The sequence below is a fragment of the Saccharibacillus sp. WB 17 genome, from assembly GCF_008634075.2.
GTDB lineage: Bacteria > Bacillota > Bacilli > Paenibacillales > Paenibacillaceae > Saccharibacillus > Saccharibacillus brassicae.
Map to the genome: position 1 here is coordinate 12,364 of NZ_VPFK02000012.1, position 22,797 is coordinate 35,160.

Sequence of the window (22,797 nt, forward strand, 5' to 3'; positions counted from 1 at the left end):
TTTGCGTTATCTTATGTAACTCGTGACCACATTTTGACCACGGAATTTTTTTAAACCCATTATTGATTAAGGTACGCGATACAATTTTCTAGGCTATATTTTTTAATTATTCAAAATATAAAAATTTATAACTAGTACTTTCGGTTTAGAAGTAGCCGTAAGGTTGTTCGCTGGGTATGAGAAGAGTACCCGAAATAAACGCCCACACTTGACAGCTGCCAGAGAGAACGGTTTTTATGTGGAGAGTCAACTAAATTCCTGTTTTTATAAAAAATTCTCAATTAACTTAATTGATATTAACTTTTTTTATTTTCAGGCCGATAACTAACTTGTAAATAAATATAGAAATTAGAGTGAATTGAATGAAAAAAAGTTTGAAAGTTTTGTTAGGGATATTCTTAGCCTTTTTGGTGCTTATGCCAAGCACTATGCAAGCAGCTGAAGAAGGATGGGTTTCTAAAGCAAATTTATTGAAAGTGAAAGATCGTATGAATTTGGTTACAGTAAACGGGAAAATTTATGCCATTGGTGGTATGAGTGGGAATACATACTTGAATACTGTTGATGAATACAATCCTGAATCAAATGAATGGATTACGAAAACTACTATTCCTACATCTTTTAAAGCGAGTGCGAGCTCAGCGGTGATCAATGGGAAAATATACATAGCAGGCGGATACACAGGAAATAACATTAGTAAGACTATGGAGATTTATGACCCAGCTAAAAATGAATGGACAAGGGGAGCTGATTTACCTGTTACAGTGGCGGGTCATTCAACTCAAGTAGTAGATGGGAAGATTATCTTATTGGGTGGTTTCACTATAATCAATAATGCAGTTACGTCAACTTATGAATACGATCCGACTACAAATGTGTGGTCTACTAAAGCAAATATGACACAAGGTCGTAGATATACGTCTTCAGCTGTTGTGAATGGTAAAATATATGCTGTGGGAGGTTTTCATGACTCTAATGGCATTCTTTCTTCTGTAGAAGAATACGATCCAAAAACAAATATTTGGACTAAAAAAGCAAGTCTTCCTAAAGGGAAATCTAGCATTGCTACTACTAGTTTCAACGGACTTATTTATGCCATAGGAGGATCTACAGCTACTGCAAGCGTAAGCGGTCCTGCGACTACGGCTGTGGATATATATAATCCTCAGACTGATACTTGGACTACAGGTCCTGCACTTAAAGTAGCTAAACATTCTATCGCGGCTACAGTATTGAATAATAAGATATACATTGCTGGCGGTTCCAATAATTCTGCTTACTATAATAATTTCGAAATATTAGATCTTACATCCACACTTCCGCCAGTTATCGAGGAGCCAACAACGCCTCCAGGTACAGGAGAGCCAACAACGCCTCCAGGTACAGGAGAACCGGCAACGCCTCCAGGTACAGGAGAACCGACAACGCCTCCGGGTACGGGAGAGCCAACAATACCTGGTGGAGACAGAGCTATCCTAGTAATCACTATGAACAATGGTCTGGAAAAAGAATACGACCTTTCTATGGCTGAAGTAAATGCATTTACTGCTTGGTACGATGCGAAAGATGCGGGGAAAGGTTCTGCGCGCTTTGTAATCGATAAGCATTCCAACAATAAAGGACCTTTTAGCAAGCGTACTGATTCGGTGATCTTTAATAACATTTTGACATTTGAAGTCAGCGAGTATACTCTCAATCAGCCGAAATAAATCGTTCAATGATTTACAGAAACTCAAGTTTGATTAGAATAAGAGCAACCAAAAGAATCGGCCCTGCCTGGATAACAGGACAGGGTCGATTTCTGTTTGTAAGGAGGCTCTACATGAATACATCTCGATAACTGCTCGGCAACAAGGTGTTTTCGCTGAGGCTCTGCTATATATCTAGGTAGTGGTCGTCAATGCTAAGCTAAGAACGAGTGGAGTAACGATGTAGTAGCCATACAATATTGATTGAGCGCTAGAATATAAAGCGCAAGCAGGTTCACCAGTGGAAACGCAATCAGTGGTACATGACTCTGAGATTTTTTTATGCGGGTATTTTCTATTACAGATTTTAAAGGCGGTGCCTATTTTCAAACAAATCACGTCGATACAAAAAAGGGCAACGAATAGCAGTCGCGCCCTTTCCTAAAAGCATTAGTGTCATTCTTAATTGAAATAATTTTGCCTGCATAAGACGAATTTTATTTAGGATATACTACCTTTTCTTGATTTTTGCTTTTAATATAAACTGCTTTAACGTTTTTCAAATCCGGATCCTCTATGGTGATGTTAAAATCTCCGCTTGGATATTTTTTAGTAACAACTCCTCCTTCAATCTGAATATACACATCGTTTTGCTTGATCGTATAATGATAACCTCTATAACTTTTTGCGCTTGCTAAAATGCTGCCTTGAATAGATAAAGAATGTTCGTCCAGTGAAGCTTCGCTAATTGCCAGCTCTTCAACGGAAAGAATGGAACGGGAATTCTTTTGCTGGAAATGGGCCATAAGAAATCCTGCAAAAAGCAACAATACAATCAAAACTCCAAATGCTAGCATCGTTTTTTTTCCTTTTTTCATTTGATCACATCCTGTTGTACGCATCTTGTGAGCGATGAGTATAAGTAATATCATGTGTTATAAGCTGAACGATAACAATCACTTATATATGCTGCTGGCAGTAAGTGTCTGAGATCCATTGGCGTGATATACAGCATAATTGAAAGGTACAGTTACTCCGGTAGAATAAGAATTTATGTTTTTGATGCTGCTTGCTAAGTTTTTTGGAGTATTGATGACTCCAGCTGATACAGAAGGAGAAGCGATTAAATTCCAACTTGAAGCTGCAAAAGAAGAGCAGTTGGTGAGAGTGGACCATTTGTCAAAACGAAGGATATGGGAGTTAAGCTTATTAAGATTGCTCTGCGTTATAAATACGTTCGCTGAAACTCGATTGGAATAAGCGTTATTTTTAGAAATTAGAAAACTCTCAAGATTGTACCAAAGGCCTTGGTGTTCAGTTTTGTTACCCCAAGTCCCAAGTGATACGGTTTTGCCCGGTGCCACATTGATTTTTCCGACAACTATAGTACGGTTTGAGGTATTCGAAACTGTAATCCAAGCATGTGTTCCTAAATCTATCGAAAGACCCGAGCTTCCTAATACTGATGACGTAGGATCGGCAAAGATTCGAACAGCAGCTATTGAACCGGCTCTAGCCGATCCGTTAGTATCGGTTCTTTGCTGTACCGAAATTTCATGTTCATCAACAAAGGTATTCTCGAATGCGTCGGTATCCATGATAAGAGGTTCCATGCTGCTCTGTTCCGAAGGATTTCCAAATTCCTGGAACGGCTCGCTTACGCTTATATCATTTTCGGTACCATTATCTTTATAATACTTTAAAACATGTTCCAGAAAATATGTATCTACTAATTCTTTTTCTTCTTTTGAGAAGCCATTAATAATTTGTTGATAGTTTTCTTGAATGTAAAAAACGTTCTCTTCATAACTGGAATTTCGAGATTCTTTATAAATCAGATTCTCTATTCTTCCTAAATCATCTGTAGTCTCATAACTTAAAATCCGATTGTAAATATGTTCAGCTTCTTGTTCTTGCAGACCTGTAATAGAAACATAATCAGTAAGAATACGGTCAAATGATGCTTGATCGCTTAAAGTCTGTTCCGATGCGGAACTGATTAATGGGGTACCTGAAACCAACAAGACAACTGCAATCAACATCGCAAACAATTTTTTAAACATGAAAACCTCCTGTTTAAATTAGTATTTTTTTCTTTTATATAATAACACTATTAAATCTAATAGTAAACATATGTAACTTTATATTTAAATAATATTAAAGCGACTAGATATATTACTTCTGCGCAGGTGAACGGAAAGGTATATGCGATAGGCGGAGTAGACTCGAATATACTTTCTTCGATAGAAGAATATGATCCTGATAAAAACACATGGATCAAGAAAGCTACGATGCCGGTAGGTGCAGTAGGCAGCTCGGCAGTGTCTTTGAATAATGAGTTTTACGTGATTGGTGGTATGACTGAACAAGCCACCACGAGCGGACCTGCAACTGCGCAAACCAACAAGTATAATCCGGCGACTGATACTTGGACTCGAATGCCCGATATCTCCATTGCAAGAGGTTTGTCCTCGTCTGTTGTTTTGGATGGTAAAATATATGTAGCTGGGGGTTCTAATAATTCCACTTATTATAATACATTTGAAATGCTGGATTTAGCTTCTACTCTTCCGCCAGTAGTTCAGGAACCGACGCCGCCTCCTGGAACAGGGGAGCCGGCTCAACCTTCAAATCCTACGATTCCTCTCGGAGACCGTGCCATCCTGGTCGTCACGATGATCAACGGGTTGGAAAAAGAATACGATCTGCCCATGTCGGAGATCGAGGCGTTCACCAGTTGGTACGATGCCAAAGATGCAGGTAAAGGCCCTGCGCGCTTCGTCATCGATAAGCATTCCAACAACAAAGGTCCTTTTAGCAAGCGAACGGATTCGGTCATTTTCAACAATATTTTGACTTTCGAAGTAAGCGAATATACGCTTAAATAATCTGCCTTTAATCAAAAAGTCCTCCCGCGAAACCGGGCAGGACTTTTTTGGCATGAATCTGGATCGATCGCAAAGTATCCAATCAACGGATAACCTACCGACTGATCGGCATCCATGTCCCCAACTCTTTCAACCCATTATTGTTTACCCGTACTTGCATTACATATATTTATGCGATATATTGCATACATAACGAATGAAGTAAGGATGATCATTATCCCGATACCCAAAAATTTCGTTTCGCCCGTGCGGATGTCCGCGAAAGAAAGGGCATTTTCGCAAATTCAACGTTGGATCATTGACGGTACGCTGCAGCCGGGGGAGAAGATTATCGACGCGGAGTTGGCGGAATCGCTTGCGGTTAGCCGGACGCCGATTCGCGAAGCGTTTCAGCTGCTTGAAGCGCAGGGACTCGTCTCGATGCATCCCGGCAAGGAAACGAAAGTGACGGAGATCGAGCGCGGCGACATTTTGAACATGTATTCTACGATGGCGGCGCTGCAATCGCTTGCGGCGGAGACGACCGCGGCTGTCATTACGCCCGAGCAGATTAAGCGGCTGCGCGCGATCAATCTCGATTTTGCGGATTGCATCCGCGGCGACGACGCGTACCTGGCGATGGAAGTCGACGAACAGTTTCACAACTTGATCGTGGAACTGTCCCGCAATCCTTATGTATCGTCGTTCAGCGCTTCGCTGCAAATTCACATTCGGCGCTTCAAGTACGTGTTTCTCAAACAGCCGATCGCCGAGACGCAGACTTCGGTCGACGAACATGCGGCGATTATCGAGGCTTTTGAACAACGCGACGGCAAGCGGGCCCAAGAGATCATGAAGCGGAATTTTGTTCGTCCCATGCAAGAACTGCACGAGCTACTCTAAACGGAAAAGAGTGAGAAGAAATGGCCAACGGAAAAGATCTTCGGATTCGCAGTCATGTTATTAGCGAGGGTGCCAATCGGGTACCGAACAGAGCCATGCTTCGCGCGGTCGGATTTACGGACGAAGATTTCAAGAAGCCGATGATCGGCGTAGCCAGCACCTGGAGCGAAGTGACTCCGTGCAATATGCACATTAACGATTTGGCCGTTCATGCCAAACAGGGCGCGCGCGACAACGGCGGCGCACCGCTCATTTTCAATACGATTACGGTATCCGACGGCATCTCGATGGGCCACGAAGGCATGCTGTTCTCGCTGCCGAGCCGGGAAGCGATTGCGGATTCGATCGAAATCGTGACGGGCGCGGAACGGTTCGACGGAATCGTGGCGATCGGCGGCTGCGACAAGAACACGCCGGCCTGCCTCATGGCGATCGGCCGTCTGAACGTGCCTGCCGTGTACGTCTACGGCGGAACGATCCAGCCCGGCAAGCTTGACGGCAAAGACGTCGATATCGTCACCGCTTTCGAAGCGGTCGGCCTGTATCACGACGGCAAGATGACGGAAGAAGAACTGCACAAAGTCGAATGCAGCGTATGTCCGGGTCCCGGCGCATGCGGCGGTATGTATACGGCCAACACGATGGCGGCTGCGGCCGAAGCGATGGGCATGACGCTGCCGGGTTCTTCGTCCACGCCGGCGATTTCGCCGGGCAAAGCCGCGGAATGCGCCGCAGCGGGCAAACAGGTTATCGCGCTGCTGGAGCAGGAGATCTACCCGCGTGACATCATGACGAAGAAAGCGTTCGAGAACGCGATCACCGTCGTTATGGCTCTGGGCGGATCGACCAACGCGTTCCTGCATCTGCTTGCGATTGCCCACTCGGCCGGCGTCGATCTGTCGCTGGACGATTTCGAAGAAATCCGTCTGCGCGTTCCCCATCTGGCGGATCTGAAGCCGAGCGGCCAGTTCGTCATGCAGGATCTGAACGACATCGGGGGCATTCCCGGCGTCATGAAGCTGCTGCTTGCCGAAGGACTGCTGCACGGAGACTGCCTGACCGTAACCGGCAAGACGATTGCCGAGAATCTGGCCGAAGCGTCCGGGCTGCAAGCGGATCAGACGATCATTCGTCCGCTCGACAAGCCGTTGAAGCCGAACGGACCGCTCGTCGTGCTGCGAGGCAACCTCGCTCCCGAAGGCGCCGTCGCCAAAATGTCCGGCATGAAGATCCAGCGCTTCGTCGGACCGGCCAAAGTGTACGACAGCGAAGCCGAAGCGACGGAAGCCATTTTGCAAAACCAAATCCACAAAGGCGACGTCGTCGTCATTCGTTACTGCGGACCGAAAGGCGGACCCGGCATGCCGGAAATGCTGTCCGTGACCGCTTTGATCGTCGGCAAAGGACTCGGCGGAGCGGTAGCTCTCATTACGGACGGCCGGTTCTCGGGCGGCTCGCACGGCTTTGTCGTCGGGCACGTCTCGCCGGAAGCACAGGTGGGCGGACCGATCGGACTGCTGAAGAACGGCGACACGGTCGTTATCGACAGCGAGACGCAGCAGATCACGTTCGAAGTGACGGACGAAGAGTTGGCGGCCCGCAAACAGGCTTGGGTGCAGCCGCCATTCAAAGTCAACTCCGGCGTGCTCGCCAAATATTCGAGACAGGTGTCTTCCGCTTCGAAAGGCGCCGTTACCGATCTGTTCGAGTAAGTACCTCATCTGACGTTTGAACGTTTTGGATGGTATATAGGGGATATGCGAACAGGAAAAGGCTCTCCGGGATATCCGGAGAGCCTTTTTGCGTGCTGCCGCGAACGTTTTGCCTCATTCGCCCGGATGTCTTCTGACGCGCGGGGATGTCTCGCCTGAAGACCGCTGGCACAGTCCGCTTCAATTATCGAGGGTGTTCCACGCTGAACTGCACGGCGCCTTCTTTTGAACCTTCAATCCGGTAGCGCAGGCCGCCGCGATCGGTAGTCTCGTTAATGGAAGAGAAATCGGTATCCGCTTCCGTCATCTTGAGTGCGTCGGCAATTTCGGTGACCTGGTCCAGATCGAGGCTGGGATCCATCGTAAGCATGACGAGCGACATTGCGGTAAAAAAGTGCGCGCTCGTCGCTTCGCTGCCGTCGCCCTGCGTCAGCAGGCTTGCGGCACGTACCGAATCGTCCGCCGGATTGAGCGTGCCGGTCAAAATCAGATTGGCGGTAATCGCATATTGAAACGTATTCGGGATCGATCCTTGCGAGAACGTCGAAGGTTCCAGATTCATTTTCGCTCCGACTTCCGCGGCTTTTGTATTGAAGCGTTCTTCGAACTGCTGCACGGTCAGACCTGGCGCATCCGGTACCTCTCCCGGCTCGGCCGTATCTACTGCAGGCACGTCTTCGGCTTCCTTTATATCGTGCGAAGCGGTCAGCGGATCCGGCGTATCGGCGGTACAGGCGGACAGCAGGCCGGTCAGCAGCGCCGCGGCTGCCATGACCCGGAAAAGTTTAGTCATTGTTGATCCTCCTTGGCCCGGTAGGGACTTTATTCAGTTTACCAGAATCACGGAGCAGGGAGAAATACGGTCTTTTTCGGTCTTCTTTTCGCAGCCTGTCATTCTCGCATGTTCAAACTTGCCCCAATTTGATAGACTAGAGTTACTTTGTCTAAGTGAGTGAGGGATCGGTCCAACATGAATGCTTACGGAAGTTATGTCGAATTCGACCGGGCCCGGTGGGCCGCTTTGCGGAGCCGGACGCCATTACGGTTGTCTGAAGAAGAACTGCAGCGGATCAAAGGGTTAAACGATAAAATTTCGCTGCAAGAGGTCGAAGAGATCTATATTCCGCTGACGAGGCTGATCAATCTCAAAGTCCGGGCCGCGCAGTATTTGGACGAGGTCACGAGCGCTTTTCTCGGCTGCGAGCCGGTACATAAGCCGTTTATCATCGGGGTGGCGGGCAGCGTGGCCGTCGGCAAAAGCACCGTCGCGCGCCTGCTGCAGACGCTGCTGTCGCGGTGGGAGCACCATCCGACGGTCGACCTGGTCACGACGGACGGGTTTTTGTATCCGACGCGGGTGCTGGAAGAGAAAGGGCTGATGGCCCGAAAAGGATTTCCGGAAAGCTACGATACCAAAAAGCTGCTCGATTTCCTGACCCGAGTCCGGGCCGGCGAACGTCAGGTGGAAGCGCCCGTCTATTCGCATGTCACGTATGACGTGCTGCCGGACCGAAGCGAGATCGTGGACAGTCCGGACATTTTGATCGTTGAAGGCGTCAACGTGCTTCAGGTCAGCAAAGGACAGCCGGTGTTCGTCAGCGACTTTTTCGATTTTTCCGTCTATATCGACGCCGAGGAGCAAGAAATCCGCAACTGGTACATCGATCGCTTTTTGCTGCTGCACCGGACCGCGTTTCGCGATCCGTCTTCGTATTTTCACCGTTATGCGGAATTGACGGAGCGCGAAGCGGTCGAGCGCGCCACGAACATTTGGGAGACGATCAACCTGCTCAATTTGAACGAGAACATTTTGCCGACGCGCGGCCGGGCCGACCTGGTGCTGAGCAAAGGGCCGGACCATCAGATCCACCGCGTGTTTTTAAAAGATTTGTAGGACGGGGTATGAAAAAGAGAGTCGAAATGACGAAGGGGGAGTTCGTTTTGCCGCTGTTTACGCATAAAAAGAGCCGGTGGGGTGCCGTTCGTTCCAAACGCGGAGCGATGTTGTCGGCGGTACTGGCGCTTGCGATCGGAGGGAGCGCCGCTGCGGCCGAGCCGGCTCAGGCGTCGCCTGCCGGGGGAGCCAGTATCGTCCCCATATCCGCGTCGTCGCTCGTATCGGCGTCGAATCTTGCGAGCGGCCTCTACAGTTCGAACGCGATTCTGATCGATTTGAACAACGGGCAGATGCGGATGAAAAAAAATATCAACCAAAAAGTCTATCCCGCTTCGATGACCAAGATGATGACGGTGCTCGTGGCGCTCGAAGGCTTGCCGGACAAGCAGAAGAAAATTACGCTGCCGGCGTCCATGTTTCCCGCGCTCAAAAAAGAAGGCGCTTCGATGGCCGGCTTCCTGCCGGGCGAAAAAGTGAAAGGAATCGATCTGCTCTACGGGTCGATGCTGCCTTCCGGGGCGGACGCTTCGATGGGACTGGCCTACGCGGTCGCAGGGTCGGAAGCGGCATTCGTCAAAAAGATGAATCAAAAAGCGAAAAAGCTGGGCATGACGCATACGCATTTCGCCAACGTGACCGGTCTGCACGATCCGAACCATTACACGACCGTCAAAGACATGTCGATCCTGCTGCGGGCCGGACTCAAAAACGCCACGTTCCGCAAACTGATCACGACGGAGAAACATGCGATCGGCGCGACGAACAGCCATCCGAACGGATTGACCGTGCGCAGCACGCTGTCCGAGAGCGCTCCGACGCTGCAGTTCAAAGGCGGCAAAATTTTGGGCGGCAAAACAGGTTACACCCGGGCGGCAGGGCTGTGTCTGGCGTCGCTTGCGGTCAAAAACGGCAGATCGTACATTCTCGTCACCGCGGGAGCAGACGGAACGCCTTGGACGAAGCCTTACCATATCCTCGACGCGCTGAACGTCTACCCGAAGCTTTGAATTTGGAGTGGAAAAAGAACGCACGTTCGCTTATAATACAAACATACGTTCCGATCGGTTGCGGAGGAACTGCCTGATGCGATTCGATCGAGGGGCCGGGAGGGTGTGTTTGTGGACATGAATGGACTGGAGTTGAAAATTCTCGGCATTTTGCGCCGCCATCGCTGGGGCGCTTTCCGTTGGTTGTCGATGGCGCGATTGATCCGCCACAGCGGCGGGGCTTTTCGCGAAGTCACGATTGCGCTGGTCAATCTCGAACAGGCCGCCTATATCCGTTGGCTCGACAAGTCGTCGATGCAGCATATCGTGCTGCTGCGCAAAGCGTACGAACGGCCGAAGACGCCGCCGCCGAGATTCGGCACTTCGGCGGCGGACGCGCGCAAGATATCCCGCACGCCCGGACACCGGGCGCAGCGGGCGCTGCATCAACCGACAGGTTCGACGGTCAAGCGCCGCCCGACAGAGACAGAGCCACCAGCGAGGCGAACACAAGCAGCAGACTGACCAGTGCCGCGCCGAAGTAGATCCGAACCTGCCGCGGGCGGCGGCGATAGACGGCAATGCCGCCAAGCACCGCGGATACCGCGAACAGCAGAAAAGAAACAGTCATCAGATCGGCCATGACGATCCTCCTTAAATAAGATGGAATTTGAACGGGAATCTCTTAAACGGGAAACTCTTATTCGCAAGCCGCCCATATCGCACAAAAAAACTCCTCCGATTTCGGGGGAGTTTTCTAGTTGGAGCGGTAAAGGTCAGATGATCCTCCCAGACTCAATGGAAGTTACGGAACAAACCGACGACTTTGCCAAGAATCGTCACGTGCGTCAAGCGAAGCGGTTCGTAGGTCGGGTTCTCCGGCTGAAGGCGAATATGATCCTTCTCCTTGTAGAACGTCTTGACCGTCGCTTCGTCTTCTTCGGTCATCGCCACCACGATATCGCCGTTATTGGCCGTCTGCTGCTGGCGCACGACGACGTAGTCGCCGCTGTTGATGCCGGCTTCGATCATGCTGTCTCCGATGACGGACAGCATGAACACCTGATCGTCGCCGACCATCGTCTGCGGAAGCGGGAAATAATCTTCGATGTTCTCGGTTGCCGTGATCGGCACGCCGGCCGTGACTTTGCCGACGACCGGAACGCGCCGGATCGTCGAGGCGAACAGGTTGCCCGTATCCGACTCTTCGAGACCGAGCAGCTCGATCGCGCGAGGCTTCGTCGGGTCGCGGCGGATCAGCCCTTTTTTCTCCAGGCGATCCAGGTGTCCGTGCACCGTCGAGCTGGAAGCGAGTCCTACCGCTTCGCCGATCTCGCGAACGGAAGGCGGGTACCCTTTGGATTTGACTTCAGTACGGATAAATTCCAAAATGGCCTGTTGGCGTATGGATATCTTCGACATATCGTATCAACCCCATCCATTAATCTATAGTAGTGTCATTCAAGTTATGAGCATCCGAAACATGCGAACAGACGGTCGAATGCTATACGCGCAAATTATAGCATAGAACTTCCGTTCGTACAAACGTAAGTTCGAAAGCAAACGATTTTTTTACAAACAGGCGTTCGGGTGCCCTTTTTGGACCGCATAAAAAGGGGAACAAATTTTCCCGAACAAGCGTTCCAAAAACTATTGCCTGAAACGTATGTTCGTGCTATATTAATTCGCAGAAGGCAGAACAAACGTTTGGGAGAGTGTGTAAGATGCCAAAATACACGACGTATAAGAGCATTTACGAGACGGCCGGCACGCCAACCGAGTCGCGCGGCGGCAGATCCGTTTCCAGCTTGTCTTTTTTATATAATCGGAAGTTTCCCGCTTATCGGCGAAGCGGAAGCACGACCGCCAAAGCGCGTCTGCTGCTGTTCGTCCTGATCGGACTGTTCGCGGGCACCGGAGTCGTGCATGCGTTCCAAAACGACAAGCCGGCAGCGGAAGTCCACACGGTCATCGTCTCGCCGGGCGACACGCTGTGGTCGATCGCCGAGAGCCGCAAGCCGGCAGGCGCGGACACCCGCATTTTTATCGCCGGCATCCAACAGAAGAACGGATTGAGCGGCAGCGAGATCCACTCCGGCGACGAACTGATTCTTCCGAATTTCTGATCGTCGCTCGCCAGGTTGCGAAGCGCGCGGGAACGCCGATCGACGTACCTGATCCAAACGCAGGAGCTTGCAGGGCTATCGCCTTGACAAGCTCTTTTTTTCATGTGAAAGTATATAGAAGCAAGGTAATTAAGGAGGAGTTACGCGTGGATATCGATATTTTGGTAGGCCGGATCAACGAACTGGCCCGTAAACATAAAGCCGAAGGCTTGACCGAAGAAGAAGCGCAGGAACGCGCGCAGCTTCGCGAAGTGTATCTCGGCAACGTTCGGCGCAATTTCCGGCAGGAACTCGATACGATCAAATGGGTCGACGAAGAAGAGCCGGGCAGCGATTCGAAGCTGCACTGATTTTTTTTGCGGAGGAGGTCTCGCTAGTGCAGACCTGCTCCGCAAGCGCTTTACCGGAACGGAAACGGCTCGCCGGTTCGCGGAAAAGGGAGTGCCGCGAACCGGCGGGTTTTTCTTATATATAGAGTGACTTATTTTAAGGGGGAAAACGCATGTCCCGTTCGTGGGAGAGACAGGTTCGCAAAAATCAGCAAAAAACGAATACTTACAGGCAAAAATCGGGTCAGGAACGAATCGGCGGGTCGGGCACTTCAAGCCAATCGTTCGATACGTTCAAAGGCCGGAACTATATGTTCCCGGTGTTCCTGCTGGTCATCGCCCTGTTCCTGACGGCCATCACGATTTCGGCCCAAATGTCGGGCGTCGAAGAAGCGTCGGGCTCGTCGTACTGGTTCATCATCGTGATGTATCTCATCTTGGCGGTCATCATGTTCCTGCGCCGGCCTTTCCTGCGTATCGGCAAAGACCGGATGAGCACGATCCGCTTCAACCGCGAGCGCACGATCATGGCCGGCGATATCGCCAAGTTCCGGATCGAAAAAGGCTACGTCACGGTAGAAACGAAAGGCAAAGGCGCCAACTGGATTTTCTCGCGCTTCCTTAAAATGTTCAAAACGGACGAGATTGCCGCGCGCGTAACGGAATTCGCCGAGCAGCACCAGATTCCGGTCGAGAAGAAGTAAGCGAGCGGTTGAATCGGAATTTGCCGGGAAGCAGACCATACAGGAAGAGTGAGGGGACGACACATGACGGTGAACAATGAGGTTAAAGCGGTAATTTTCGATCTGGACGACACGCTGCTCTGGGACGAGCGCAGTATTCGGGAATCTTTTGCGGCCGTGGCTGAAGAAGCGGCTCGACGCACGGGAATCGACGCGCAGGCGTTCGAACAAGCGGTGCGCGAACGCGCCCGGGAACTGTACGCCGGCTACGACACCTACCCTTTTACCCAGATGATCGGCATCAATCCGTTCGAAGGACTCTGGGCGAATTTTGACAAAGGCGAACAGCCGGAATTCCGCAAGCTGCAGGAGATCGCTCCGGCGTACCGCAAAGAAGCTTGGCGCCTCGGGTTGGCGGATCTGGGCATCGAAGACGAAGCGCTTGCGCTCGAGTTGTCCGACAGGTTCGCGGCCGAGCGCCGCAGCCGTCCCCACGTCTATGAAGAAACGTACGAAGTGCTCGACGCGCTCAAAGGCGAAGTCAAGCTGCTGCTGCTGACGAACGGCTGTCCGTCGCTGCAGCAGGAGAAGCTCGACGGCGTTCCGCAGCTCGTGCCTTACTTCGACCATATCGTCATTTCCGGTACGTTCGGCAAAGGCAAACCCGATCCGGCGATTTTCCGCCATGCGCTCAGCCTGCTCGGCGTGGAGCCGGAAGAAGCGCTGATGGTCGGCGACAAGCAGAGCACGGATATCCGCGGAGCGCTGGACACGGGCATTCCGTCGGTCTGGATCAATCGCGGAGGTCGTCCGCCCCATTCCGGTATCGTGCCGGTGCATCAGATCGAATCCCTGCGCGACCTGCCTCGGCTGGCCGGAATCCGCGTTTCCTGAGAAATCGGCGATACGGTGTTCCGTCCGCCCGCTGCGGCGGGCGGGCTTTTTTTCGCCTGTTTGCAAGTCTGTCGCCGCCCGGCGGTCACGATTACCCCGATCGGTATTCGGGTATTTAATGAACATTTAGAATAGGCAAATAGAATGTGCAAGCAGAAAGGAGGAGTGCGGCTGTGGAACTTTATTTTCTCGGGACCAATGCAGGACTGCCCACGACGCAGCGAAACGTTACTTCCGTCGCGCTCCGCATGCTGGAGGAACGGCGTTCGTCCTGGCTGTTCGACTGCGGCGAAGCGACCCAGCACCAGATTTTGCATTCGCCGCTCAAGCTGAGCCGTTTGGAAAAAATATTTATTACGCATATGCACGGCGACCATGTATTCGGCCTGCCGGGGCTGCTGTCCAGCCGCTCCTCGCAGGAAGGTGCGCCTCCGCTGACTGTATACGGTCCTCAAGGGCTGAAGCAGTTTCTCGAAGTGACGCTCGGCGCGACGCAGAGCCGGGTGACGTTCGGGCTGGACATCGTGGAACATGCGGGCGGCTTGATTTTCGAAGACGAGCAGATCAAGGTGGAAGCTGCGGCGCTGGAACACCGGATCGAGAGCTACGGCTACCGCATGACGGAAAAAGATCGCCCGGGCAGCCTGAACATGGAGCTTTTGCGGGAATGGGGCGTGCGTCCGGGGCCGGAATACGGTAAGCTTAAGAATGGAGAGAGTATTACGGTAGACGGACGCACGATTACGCCGGACCAGGTGCTCGGGCCGCCCAAGCGCGGCCGCATCGTTACGATTTTGGGCGATACGCGTCCGACGCCGGGCATCGATCCGCTCGCGGCGGGAGCGGACCTGTTGGTGCACGAAGCGACGTTTACCGACGAATTTGCCGATCTGGCGCAGAAATATTACCACAGCACCGCTGTTCAGGCCGCGGAAGCGGCGAAGAAGGCGGGCGTGGGCGAGTTGATTCTGACGCATTTCAGCTCGCGCTACAAAGATCCCGAGCAGCTCCAGCCTCTGCTGGACGAAGCGAGAGCCGTTTTTCCCAACACGCAGTTGGCGATGGAACATGAGACCTATCCCGTTCGCCCTGCGCAAGACCGAGAAAAGGACTGAAGACCGATGCCAAGCCCCAACGCTTTTTTGATCGACCTGGACGGGACGCTGTATCACGGCGAACGCCGCGTTCCGGGAGCGGACGAACTGATCGCGGCGCTGAACGAACGCGGCATCCCGTTTCTTTTTCTGACCAACAATTCGTCCGCGTCCCAGGACACGGTCGCCCAACGCTTGAACAACATGGGCATTCCCGCGAAGCGCGAGCAGGTCTGCACGTCTTCGATGGCGGCCGCGGCCTATATCGCGCAGCGCAAGCCCGGCGCTTCGGTCGCGATATTCGGCGAAGCGGGACTGCGCGGCGAGGTAGCCGCGGCCGGCCTCTCTGAATTTGTGGGCGATCCGGGACGTCCCGATTACGTCATTCAAGGCATCGACCGCGAGTTTTCCTACGGAAAGCTTGCGCAGGCAGGCCGCTGGATTCTCGGCGGATCGGAATTCGTGCTGACGAATCCCGACCTGCTGCTGCCTTCGGAAAGCGGCTTGATGCCGGGAGCGGGCACGCTCGGCGCATCGCTCGAAGCGATGACGGGCGTCAAGCCTACGGTCATCGGCAAGCCTTCGCCGATCCTGATGAATTTCGCGTTCGATCTCCTCGGCGTCGAAGCCGCAGACGTGACGGTGATCGGCGACAACATGATGACCGATATCAAAGCCGGCGCGCAGTCGGGCTGCCGCTCGCTGCTGCTGCTGACCGAAGAAGGCGTCACGACGCCGCATAATCTCGAACGTCATCAGGTTCTGGCCGACGCCAAGCCGGATCTGATCAGACACAATTTACGTGAAATCCAAGACTGGATATTAAGCGGATACTAAGCGACACGGAAAGGAACGATGCATGATGCCGGAACTGCCGGAAATCGAACATTACCGCAGACAATTGGGTCAATGGATTCTCGACCTGCCGATTCAACGAGTGAAACTGAACCATGCGCACAGTACCGATGTCGAGCCGGAAGAATTTGCCGCCGCGCTGGAAGCCAGAAGCCTGCTCTTTTTGGAGCGCCGCGGAACGTTTCTTATTTTCCATCTCGATAACGGGCATCGCCTGCTGATCGCTCTGGCCAAAGACGGAGCGCTTTACTGCGGGGAACAAGACGAGCAGCCGCCGTTCGTCTCTCAGGCCGAGATCGGCTTCGGGGAACGGACGCTGTATATCGCGGGCAAAGGCAGCGTGCTGCGTCTGATGACCGTACGCGGTCTGGACGAAGTGCTCAAGACGCTCGGGCCCGATCCGTTTTCCCGTCAAGCGACGCCGGAGTACTTCGTGTCCCAGCTCAAGAAGCGCCGGGGCGCGCTGCGCAGCATCCTGACCGGCCAGAAGCTGGTCGCGGGAATCGGTCCGCGCTACGCGGACGAGATCGCTTTTGCCGCGGGCCTGCTGCCTTCGGTCAAAACGCAGGAGCTGAACGGCGAAAGTGCGGCCCGTCTGTACGAAGCGCTGGAAGAAGTGCTCAAGGCCGCGATCGACGGCGGAGGCTGCATTACTGTTCCACTGAACGCGGACGACGCGGTAACCGGCGGGTATCTCTCGCAGTGCCGGGTGTTCGAGCGCGAAGGACAACCGTGTACGGAAGACGGAGCACCGGTGCAAAAAATGGACGTAGCGGGCAAAAAAGCGTATTACTGCCCGCAGTGCCAGCACGAACAGACGCCGGTCTTCTCCTGATCGAAAGCGCGAGAGCGCGGAAGGAGTCCTAACATGACGAATACGGAAAACAAACCGAAAATCCATCTGTACATGGACGATTGGCGTCCGTGCCCGGAAGGGTTCGCGCTGGCCCGCACCGGCGAAGAATGCCTGACGCTGCTGCGGGACTGCGAAGTCGGCATTTTGTCGCTCGATCACGAGATGGGAACCGACCAGCCGAGCGGAAGCGAAGTTGCGGCCCGAATCGTCGCCAACGGCACATTCCCCAAAGAGATCTACCTGCATACGTCCAGCGAATACGGCCGCCGCAGCATGTACGAAATTCTGTACGCGGGCAAGCCGGAACATGTCATCTTGCACCGCGATTCGATGCCGGAAGACGTCCGCAGACGCGCCGCGGCGGAGCAATCGCAGTCGTGAGAGAGTCGACAGAACGCGAACTGCTTGGCTGGATCGAAGCGGGGGAACGCCGGATTATCGTTTTCGGGCATACCCCTTTTTGCGGAACGTGCCGCGTGGCGCGGCGGATGCTCGAAGTGGTCGAACAGATGAATCCCGAGATCGACATCTATGCGCTGGACCTGAACTTTGCGCCCGAATTCATACAAAAGTACCGCGTGCGCAGCACGCCTTCGCTGAGCGTCTTCGAACCGGGGACACGCGGCGAGCCGAGAACGGCCTATGCGATGCAGTCGGTGCCGTATCTGCTCGATTTTATCGGGTAGGGGCCAGGCGGAATTCGCATCAAATGACAAGAACGAACAAGAAAGGACGCGGCACCGGGAAGATGTTTTTTTCGATGCCGGAGTCCTGTGGAGGGTAACGTATTTTGAGCGAGCATGAAAAAGAACACGTAGAACCGATCGAAGCGGCGGACGCGCTGCCGGAAGAAAGCACGTTTATTTGCACCGCCAACCGGGATTTCGCCGCTTACGCGCAGGAAGAGCTGCGCCGTCTGTTCGGATCGGTCAAAAGCAGCGTGCTGAGCGACCGCGAAGTGCTGCTGGTCAAATTGAATACCGGCGCGGAAGAAGCGGTACGGAAAATGACGGACAGCCGTCCGATTTTCCTGCGTCACGTCCAACCTGTTCAATTCGAACGCGAAGGCGACAACGTCGGCGAACTGCTGTCGGCGGCCGCCGGGTTCGTGTTGGGCAGCGGCCTGCTTGCGGCGGGCATCAAAGCGGCGCTGCAGGTACGCAAAAGCGAAGGCGCCGGAGGCGACAGCGCGCCGCAGCTCAAAGAATGGCTGGAAGAGCTGCTGCGCGGGTCGGAAGCGGAATTCGTCTCGGCAGGCGCCGACTGGATCGTCTCGGTCTACGTCACGCCGTCCGGCGTCTATGCGGGCATTTCGCGTCCGGAAGACAACTTGTCGGACTGGAGCGGCGGAGCCGTTCGTTTTCGCCGGGAAGAAGGACAGCTGTCGCGCGCCAAGTTCAAACTGCTGGAAGCGGAGCGGGAATTCGGTCTTGATCTGTCGGCTTACCGCAGCGCGGTCGATATCGGCGCGGCGCCGGGCGGATGGACATCGCTGCTGCTCGAACGCGGGCTGAAAGTGACGGCGGTCGATCCCGCCAAGCTGCATCCTTCGCTGTTGAAAATGCCGAATTTGACCTATATCCGCAAAAATGCGAGCGAGATCAAATTCCGCGACAACGAGTTCGACCTGCTCGTGTGCGACATGAGCTGGAGTCCCAAACTGATGGTTCAGTTGGTGACGGGTCTGCTGCACGCGCTTGCGCCCGGCGGCACGGCGATCATCACGATCAAGCTGATGCACAAAAAGCCGATGGCGCTGATCAAGGAAGTGATCGCGTCGCTTGAAGGTTCCCGCCTGCAGGTTCAGCGCTCCAAGCAGCTGTTCCACAATCGCGAGGAAATTACGCTGTACATGATCAAGTATTGAAAATAGGTCTTTACAGTCGGCAAGCAGCCGGTTTATAATGACTTCAAAATCATAGCAGCGGCAAAACAGGGAAAGCATCCCTCATGGACTCGGTCTTCGGACCCCGGCCACGAGGGATGCTTTCTTTTTTTGTCCAAAAAAGGAGGGATAAGATGCCGAAGCCGGCTGAATTGGAGCGGGGAACGGTCATCGGCGAACGATACCGGGTAGAACGCGTGCTCGGAAGCGGCGGCATGGGGAGGGTGTATCTGTCTTCCGATGCCAAGCTTCCGGGCAAGCGCTGGGCCGTCAAGGAAACGTTGGCCGCTACGGAAGATTACGAACGGATCGGGAACGAAGCGCGGATGCTGACCCGGCTGCGCCATCCGAGTTTGCCGCAGGTCGTCGATTTTTTGTCGCCCGACGCGTCGGGAAGAGTGTTTCTCGTCATGGAATACATCGAAGGCATGAACCTCGGGGAATACGCGGCGCGCTGCGGCGGGCGTCCCGATCTTGCGTTCGTGCTGGAACTGACGCTGCGGATCTGCGACGTGCTGGACTATTTGCACGGGCAGAGCCCGCCGATCGTGTTCCGCGACCTGAAGCCCGGCAACGTCATGATCGGCGCAGACGGAGCCGTCCGGCTGATCGATTTCGGCATTGCGCGCCGTACGGGCCAGGGGCGGCTTGACGATACAGTCAAGCTCGGCACGATCGGGTTCGCCGCTCCCGAGCAGTACGAAGGACGCAGCGAACCGTCCAGCGACCAATACGCGCTGGGTGCGCTGCTGCTACATCTGTGCACGGGCGGGCAATTCAGCGCATGGACGCCGGAAGCGCAGCGGGCGCTGCGTCCGGATCTGCCGCCGCCGCTTGCAGCGGCGATTCGCAAAATGCTCAGTTACCGCGCGGAAGACCGCTACGCCTCGATGGCGGAGATCAAGCGGCTTGTTCGGCCGGCCGGCGAATCGGCGGAAGCCGGAGCGGGCGGGATCGGGACGTCGACCGTCGCGGTGCTCGGTTTGTTCCGCGGCTGCGGCGCAACGCATACCGCGATTGCCGCGGCGCATACGCTGGCCCGCGAAGGCGGGCGTACCGCAATCGTCGAATTGGACCGGCGGGCGGGAAGTTTCGCCCGGATCGCGCTGGCATGGGAAGGAGAGCCGCTCAAAAATCGGCCGACGTTCAGCGTTCAGGGCGTGGATTATTGGCCGGATGCGGGCCGGGAACGGTTGGCCGACGTGTTCGGCCGGGGATACCGGTATGTCGTGCTCGATCTGGGGCTATGCGGAGACGCTGGAGATTTCGAAGAATTTCAGCGGGCCGACGTTCCGGTAGTCGTCGGTTCGGGCCGCGAATGGAGAAGCGGCGAGTGGGTCGCTTTCGTTCGGCGCGAGAGCGTGAGAGTGCGGCCGAAGTGGAGATATGTGCTGCCGTTCGCGGCGAGTGAAGACATTCGGGAACTGCGCGGCCGGCTCGGCAGCAAGCACGTATATGCGCTGCCTTTGCTGCCCGATCCGTTCGGGGGACAATGCCGGGCAGCGTTCGAGCCGATTCTGGGCACGCTGTATGCCAAACGGGAACGACGTTCGCGGCTGAAGTTGGGATTTCGGTAAAACGAAGGGAGCATGATCATGTCAAGAATAAGGTTTCGACAGCGGCAGCGTCTGCTGGCCGCCGGAGCGGGGGCTGCCGCCGCCCTGCTGATCTGCACGGCGGCCGGCCTGCCGTACATCCGTTCCATCGAGAACCGTTACGAAGCGGAGCGCGGAGACTACGAACGCCAGATAGCGGACATGGATGCGCGGCGCGTCCCCGTCTTTGCGCTGACGCGGGACATCCGCGCCGGAGAAAAGATCGGCGAAGAAGATCTCGCGCAGATCGAAGTCGTCGAAGCGACGGTGCCCGACAACCTGCCAACCAAAGCGGAAGCGGTCGGCCGTTTCGCCAAAGTGGCGCTGGCCCGCAATACGCCGGTCAGCGAATCGATGCTGTACGAAGGAGCGGTTATGCCCAACGACGTGCGGAATCAGGAGTTTCGGCTGATCGAACTGCCGACCCGGCTGGCGGCCGGCGAATTCGTCGACGTGCGCGTCAAATTCCCGACGGGCGAAGATTTTATCGTGCTGTCGAAAAAGCGGGCGGAAGACCTGTCTGCGGGCACCGTATGGATCCGTATGAGCGAACGGGAAATTTTGACGATGTCTTCGGCTATTGTCGACGCGTACCTGAACGATGCTTCGATCTATGCGCTGACTTACGTCGAACCCGGCTTGCAGGCGGAAGCGGTCGTCACGTATCCATCGAACGCAAGTGTGCTCGATCTGATCGGCAGCGATCCGAACATCGTGCAGCGCGCCGTCACGGAGCTGGAGCGGCGCCGGCGCGAGAAGCTGGAGAACGGGCTGGATCTGCTGACGCCGGAAGAGATCCAGAAATATTTGAACAGCAAAGCCAATCTGGATATCGTCAATCCCGGCACGCAGGATAACGCGCTGCTCCCGGATAGGGAAGACGCCGCTGCCGCCGAGGGGGAAGCGCATTGAGTACCGCTGTTTTTATCGGAGACCGCGATAAAACGGATCTGCTGTTTTACGTGGCGAAAATGTTGGCGGAAGCGGGATGCGAAGTGCTGATCGTCGATTATACGGCCGGTCAGCGCTACGAGTTTTCTTTTCCCGCATTGGACGTTCCGGGCGAACCGCGGGAATACGACGGATTCGACGTCTGGATTCCCGCCGAAGGCGCCAAGTCCGGGTTCGAAGAAGGCTACGACATTGTACTGTACGATACGGACGATCCGCGGCGGCTGCCGGCATTTCCGGACACAGCCTACCGGTTTTTGGTCGGCGGCTGCGAACACGCGTCGGTTCGGCGCTGCGTCCGGCTCCTGAACAGCTATTTCTTACGGCGGCCGCTCGCCGAGCTGTGCGCTTTTCGCGCCGTGCGGATCGAAGAAGCGCGCGAACCGGGAGAATCGTACATCGCCGAACAGTTCGAAGCGTTCCCGATCGACTGGAAAGAATCGTTTGTCTATTATCCCGATGAACGGGATTTGGCGCTCAAGATCGGCAATCAATATGCCGGCCGATTGAAACTCAAAGGGCTGTCTCCGGCGATGAGACAAGCGGTGCAGGGCATAGCCGCCGTATTGCTGGGGCTGGATCGACGGGAAACGCGCAAGCTCTGGAACAGAGCCGAGAGGAGCAAATGAAATGGGACAAATCGCATTTTGGGGAATCGGGCACGGAACGGGGGTGACCGCTTCCGTAGGCGCGCTCGCTGCGCTGATCGGAAGCGAATACGGCATTCGGACGCTCGTCTCGCAGCCGCAGGGCGAAGAGAATACGCTGGAGCGGGCCTTTGCCCGCTCGATCAACGCCTACGGCCGCGACCAGGCGGCGGAAGCGGGCACGGGACTCGACGCGCTGGTCAGGTTGGCCCGCAGCGGGAAGCTCGAACGCGAAACGGTCAAAAACAATGCCTGGATGATCGAACGCCATCGCCTCGATCTGCTCGGCGGTTCCGAACGAATGAATCGGCTGCAGTTCGAAAATGCCGGCGGACTGATCGGGAATATCTATGCCAATGCCCGCGCGTATTACGACTGCATCCTGCTCGATGTCCGTTCGGGAGCCGACAGTCCAGCGGCCGCTCAGGTGCTGGAAGACGCGGATCTGGTCGTCGTCTGCCTCAATCAAAATGTCGGCATGCTGGAACGGTATTTCGATCGCAGCGGTTGGCCGGAGCAGCTGCACGGCAAAAAGCAGCTGCTGCTGTTCTCCGGTTACGACCCGGATTCCAAATACAAAGCTTCCAGCATTTTGCGCAAATACGGAAGCCGGGAATCGGCGCTGACGCTGCCTTACAATTCCGATTTCCGCGATGCGGTCAACGACGGGGATATCAAAGGATTTATTGCCAGAAGCCGGCCGCTCGATCGCAAGCACGGCAATTACCGCTTTATCGCCGAAGCGCGCCGCACGGCGCAGAAGCTGCTCGAAGAGATCGGCATCAACACGAGATTGAAGCATGTCGATGCCGCGAAAGGAGTTTCGTAG

The 22,797-nt window shown here is 54.4% G+C and carries 26 protein-coding genes; 21 read left to right on the forward strand and 5 right to left on the reverse strand.

Annotated features, from left to right (window positions below):
• The first annotated feature begins 362 nt into the window (after positions 1 to 362).
• Positions 363 to 1,709: a Kelch repeat-containing protein gene (locus FTE24_RS04085; protein ID WP_237401625.1), complete on the forward strand. Its 1,347-nt coding sequence runs from the start codon at positions 363 to 365 to the stop codon at positions 1,707 to 1,709.
• A gap of 476 nt (positions 1,710 to 2,185) precedes the next feature.
• Here FTE24_RS04085 and FTE24_RS04090 read toward each other — a convergent pair whose 3' ends face one another.
• A complete protein-coding gene (locus tag FTE24_RS04090; protein WP_150229326.1) occupies positions 2,186 to 2,566 on the reverse strand; it encodes a hypothetical protein in 381 nt (126 codons plus the stop codon).
• A 78-nt stretch (positions 2,567 to 2,644) separates the two neighbouring features.
• Positions 2,645 to 3,751, reverse strand: coding sequence for a hypothetical protein (locus FTE24_RS04095; RefSeq protein WP_150229325.1), 1,107 nt, complete (start codon positions 3,749 to 3,751; stop codon positions 2,645 to 2,647).
• A gap of 111 nt (positions 3,752 to 3,862) precedes the next feature.
• On the opposite strand from FTE24_RS04095, the gene FTE24_RS23560 reads away from it, so the two are divergent.
• The 3 genes from FTE24_RS23560 to ilvD all read left to right on the forward strand — a co-directional run bounded on the left by FTE24_RS23560 (position 3,863) and on the right by ilvD (position 7,170).
• Entirely contained in the window at positions 3,863 to 4,576 is a 714-nt protein-coding gene (locus tag FTE24_RS23560; protein ID WP_442978160.1) for a Kelch repeat-containing protein, read from the forward strand.
• 216 nt (positions 4,577 to 4,792) lie between these two features.
• A complete protein-coding gene (locus FTE24_RS04105) occupies positions 4,793 to 5,458 on the forward strand; it encodes an FCD domain-containing protein (protein WP_150230666.1) in 666 nt (221 codons plus the stop codon).
• 20 nt (positions 5,459 to 5,478) lie between these two features.
• Positions 5,479 to 7,170, forward strand: coding sequence for a dihydroxy-acid dehydratase (gene ilvD / locus FTE24_RS04110; RefSeq protein WP_150229320.1), 1,692 nt, complete (start codon positions 5,479 to 5,481; stop codon positions 7,168 to 7,170).
• 184 nt (positions 7,171 to 7,354) lie between these two features.
• Here ilvD and FTE24_RS04115 read toward each other — a convergent pair whose 3' ends face one another.
• On the reverse strand, positions 7,355 to 7,963 hold the full coding sequence (locus FTE24_RS04115) for a hypothetical protein (protein ID WP_150229317.1): 609 nt from the start codon (positions 7,961 to 7,963) through the stop codon (positions 7,355 to 7,357).
• A 177-nt stretch (positions 7,964 to 8,140) separates the two neighbouring features.
• On the opposite strand from FTE24_RS04115, the gene coaA reads away from it, so the two are divergent.
• The 3 genes from coaA (at position 8,141) to FTE24_RS04130 (ending at position 10,578) form a co-directional block, all read left to right on the forward strand.
• Positions 8,141 to 9,064, forward strand: a complete 924-nt coding sequence (gene coaA / locus FTE24_RS04120; RefSeq protein ID WP_141449967.1) for a type I pantothenate kinase — start codon at positions 8,141 to 8,143, stop codon at positions 9,062 to 9,064.
• 47 nt (positions 9,065 to 9,111) lie between these two features.
• Positions 9,112 to 10,074 (forward strand): D-alanyl-D-alanine carboxypeptidase family protein, encoded by a 963-nt coding sequence (locus FTE24_RS04125; protein ID WP_237401627.1) that lies wholly within the window; start codon positions 9,112 to 9,114, stop codon positions 10,072 to 10,074.
• Positions 10,075 to 10,185: 111 nt separating this feature from the next.
• Positions 10,186 to 10,578, forward strand: a complete 393-nt coding sequence (locus FTE24_RS04130) for a hypothetical protein (protein ID WP_150229313.1) — start codon at positions 10,186 to 10,188, stop codon at positions 10,576 to 10,578.
• Here FTE24_RS04130 and FTE24_RS04135 read toward each other — a convergent pair.
• Positions 10,520 to 10,696 (reverse strand): hypothetical protein, encoded by a 177-nt coding sequence (locus FTE24_RS04135; RefSeq protein ID WP_160441644.1) that lies wholly within the window; start codon positions 10,694 to 10,696, stop codon positions 10,520 to 10,522. The two genes, FTE24_RS04130 and FTE24_RS04135, sit on opposite strands and share 59 nt — an antisense overlap.
• Before the next feature lie 152 nt (positions 10,697 to 10,848).
• Positions 10,849 to 11,475 carry a transcriptional repressor LexA gene (gene lexA / locus FTE24_RS04140; protein ID WP_141449964.1) on the reverse strand — a complete coding sequence of 209 codons (627 nt, stop codon included), beginning with the start codon at positions 11,473 to 11,475 and terminating at the stop codon, positions 10,849 to 10,851.
• Between the two features lie 302 nt (positions 11,476 to 11,777).
• On the opposite strand from lexA, the gene FTE24_RS04145 reads away from it, so the two are divergent.
• From FTE24_RS04145 to FTE24_RS04210, 14 genes are all read left to right on the forward strand, one after another.
• Positions 11,778 to 12,179, forward strand: coding sequence for a LysM peptidoglycan-binding domain-containing protein (locus FTE24_RS04145; protein WP_150229311.1), 402 nt, complete (start codon positions 11,778 to 11,780; stop codon positions 12,177 to 12,179).
• Between the two features lie 146 nt (positions 12,180 to 12,325).
• Entirely contained in the window at positions 12,326 to 12,529 is a 204-nt protein-coding gene (locus tag FTE24_RS04150) for a DUF896 domain-containing protein (protein ID WP_141449962.1), read from the forward strand.
• Between the two features lie 152 nt (positions 12,530 to 12,681).
• On the forward strand, positions 12,682 to 13,212 hold the full coding sequence (locus tag FTE24_RS04155) for a hypothetical protein (protein ID WP_141449961.1): 531 nt from the start codon (positions 12,682 to 12,684) through the stop codon (positions 13,210 to 13,212).
• A gap of 63 nt (positions 13,213 to 13,275) precedes the next feature.
• The gene (locus FTE24_RS04160; RefSeq protein ID WP_150229310.1) at positions 13,276 to 14,085 is read left to right on the forward strand and encodes an HAD family hydrolase; all 810 of its coding nucleotides are present in this window, start codon (positions 13,276 to 13,278) and stop codon (positions 14,083 to 14,085) included.
• A 173-nt stretch (positions 14,086 to 14,258) separates the two neighbouring features.
• Positions 14,259 to 15,200 carry a ribonuclease Z gene (gene rnz, locus FTE24_RS04165; protein ID WP_150229308.1) on the forward strand — a complete coding sequence of 314 codons (942 nt, stop codon included), beginning with the start codon at positions 14,259 to 14,261 and terminating at the stop codon, positions 15,198 to 15,200.
• A 6-nt stretch (positions 15,201 to 15,206) separates the two neighbouring features.
• Positions 15,207 to 16,016: an HAD-IIA family hydrolase gene (locus tag FTE24_RS04170; RefSeq protein WP_150229307.1), complete on the forward strand. Its 810-nt coding sequence runs from the start codon at positions 15,207 to 15,209 to the stop codon at positions 16,014 to 16,016.
• A 22-nt stretch (positions 16,017 to 16,038) separates the two neighbouring features.
• Positions 16,039 to 16,869, forward strand: coding sequence for an Fpg/Nei family DNA glycosylase (locus tag FTE24_RS04175; protein ID WP_141449957.1), 831 nt, complete (start codon positions 16,039 to 16,041; stop codon positions 16,867 to 16,869).
• A 33-nt stretch (positions 16,870 to 16,902) separates the two neighbouring features.
• Complete coding sequence (locus tag FTE24_RS04180) at positions 16,903 to 17,271, forward strand: cyclic-phosphate processing receiver domain-containing protein (protein ID WP_150229305.1); 369 nt, start codon at positions 16,903 to 16,905, stop codon at positions 17,269 to 17,271.
• Positions 17,268 to 17,576: a thioredoxin family protein gene (locus tag FTE24_RS04185; protein WP_160441645.1), complete on the forward strand. Its 309-nt coding sequence runs from the start codon at positions 17,268 to 17,270 to the stop codon at positions 17,574 to 17,576. Before FTE24_RS04180 ends, FTE24_RS04185 begins: the two co-directional genes overlap by 4 nt.
• A gap of 104 nt (positions 17,577 to 17,680) precedes the next feature.
• Entirely contained in the window at positions 17,681 to 18,757 is a 1,077-nt protein-coding gene (locus tag FTE24_RS04190) for an SAM-dependent methyltransferase (protein WP_415663160.1), read from the forward strand.
• A 152-nt stretch (positions 18,758 to 18,909) separates the two neighbouring features.
• Positions 18,910 to 20,352 (forward strand): serine/threonine protein kinase, encoded by a 1,443-nt coding sequence (locus FTE24_RS04195; protein WP_160441646.1) that lies wholly within the window; start codon positions 18,910 to 18,912, stop codon positions 20,350 to 20,352.
• Positions 20,353 to 20,370: 18 nt separating this feature from the next.
• On the forward strand, positions 20,371 to 21,282 hold the full coding sequence (locus FTE24_RS04200; protein ID WP_160441647.1) for an SAF domain-containing protein: 912 nt from the start codon (positions 20,371 to 20,373) through the stop codon (positions 21,280 to 21,282).
• The gene (locus FTE24_RS04205; RefSeq protein WP_150229300.1) at positions 21,279 to 21,950 is read left to right on the forward strand and encodes a hypothetical protein; all 672 of its coding nucleotides are present in this window, start codon (positions 21,279 to 21,281) and stop codon (positions 21,948 to 21,950) included. The genes FTE24_RS04200 and FTE24_RS04205 overlap by 4 nt, the downstream gene beginning before the upstream one ends.
• A 1-nt stretch (position 21,951) precedes the next feature.
• Entirely contained in the window at positions 21,952 to 22,797 is an 846-nt protein-coding gene (locus FTE24_RS04210; protein ID WP_150229298.1) for a hypothetical protein, read from the forward strand.

What these genes read in the sequence shown, in the direction of transcription:
- FTE24_RS04085 (WP_237401625.1), top strand. Translation starts at nt 363, where the DNA reads ATGAAAAAAAGTTTGAAAGTTTTGTTAGGGATATTCTTAGCCTTTTTG.
- FTE24_RS04090 (WP_150229326.1), bottom strand. Translation starts at nt 2,566, where the DNA reads ATGAAAAAAGGAAAAAAAACGATGCTAGCATTTGGAGTTTTGATTGTA.
- FTE24_RS04095 (WP_150229325.1), bottom strand. Translation starts at nt 3,751, where the DNA reads ATGTTTAAAAAATTGTTTGCGATGTTGATTGCAGTTGTCTTGTTGGTT.
- ilvD (WP_150229320.1), top strand. Translation starts at nt 5,479, where the DNA reads ATGGCCAACGGAAAAGATCTTCGGATTCGCAGTCATGTTATTAGCGAG.
- FTE24_RS04115 (WP_150229317.1), bottom strand. Translation starts at nt 7,963, where the DNA reads ATGACTAAACTTTTCCGGGTCATGGCAGCCGCGGCGCTGCTGACCGGC.
- coaA (WP_141449967.1), top strand. Translation starts at nt 8,141, where the DNA reads ATGAATGCTTACGGAAGTTATGTCGAATTCGACCGGGCCCGGTGGGCC.
- FTE24_RS04135 (WP_160441644.1), bottom strand. Translation starts at nt 10,696, where the DNA reads ATGGCCGATCTGATGACTGTTTCTTTTCTGCTGTTCGCGGTATCCGCG.
- lexA (WP_141449964.1), bottom strand. Translation starts at nt 11,475, where the DNA reads ATGTCGAAGATATCCATACGCCAACAGGCCATTTTGGAATTTATCCGT.
- FTE24_RS04145 (WP_150229311.1), top strand. Translation starts at nt 11,778, where the DNA reads ATGCCAAAATACACGACGTATAAGAGCATTTACGAGACGGCCGGCACG.
- FTE24_RS04155 (WP_141449961.1), top strand. Translation starts at nt 12,682, where the DNA reads ATGTCCCGTTCGTGGGAGAGACAGGTTCGCAAAAATCAGCAAAAAACG.
- FTE24_RS04160 (WP_150229310.1), top strand. Translation starts at nt 13,276, where the DNA reads ATGACGGTGAACAATGAGGTTAAAGCGGTAATTTTCGATCTGGACGAC.
- FTE24_RS04170 (WP_150229307.1), top strand. Translation starts at nt 15,207, where the DNA reads ATGCCAAGCCCCAACGCTTTTTTGATCGACCTGGACGGGACGCTGTAT.
- FTE24_RS04175 (WP_141449957.1), top strand. Translation starts at nt 16,039, where the DNA reads ATGATGCCGGAACTGCCGGAAATCGAACATTACCGCAGACAATTGGGT.
- FTE24_RS04180 (WP_150229305.1), top strand. Translation starts at nt 16,903, where the DNA reads ATGACGAATACGGAAAACAAACCGAAAATCCATCTGTACATGGACGAT.
- FTE24_RS04195 (WP_160441646.1), top strand. Translation starts at nt 18,910, where the DNA reads ATGCCGAAGCCGGCTGAATTGGAGCGGGGAACGGTCATCGGCGAACGA.
- FTE24_RS04200 (WP_160441647.1), top strand. Translation starts at nt 20,371, where the DNA reads ATGTCAAGAATAAGGTTTCGACAGCGGCAGCGTCTGCTGGCCGCCGGA.
- FTE24_RS04210 (WP_150229298.1), top strand. Translation starts at nt 21,952, where the DNA reads ATGGGACAAATCGCATTTTGGGGAATCGGGCACGGAACGGGGGTGACC.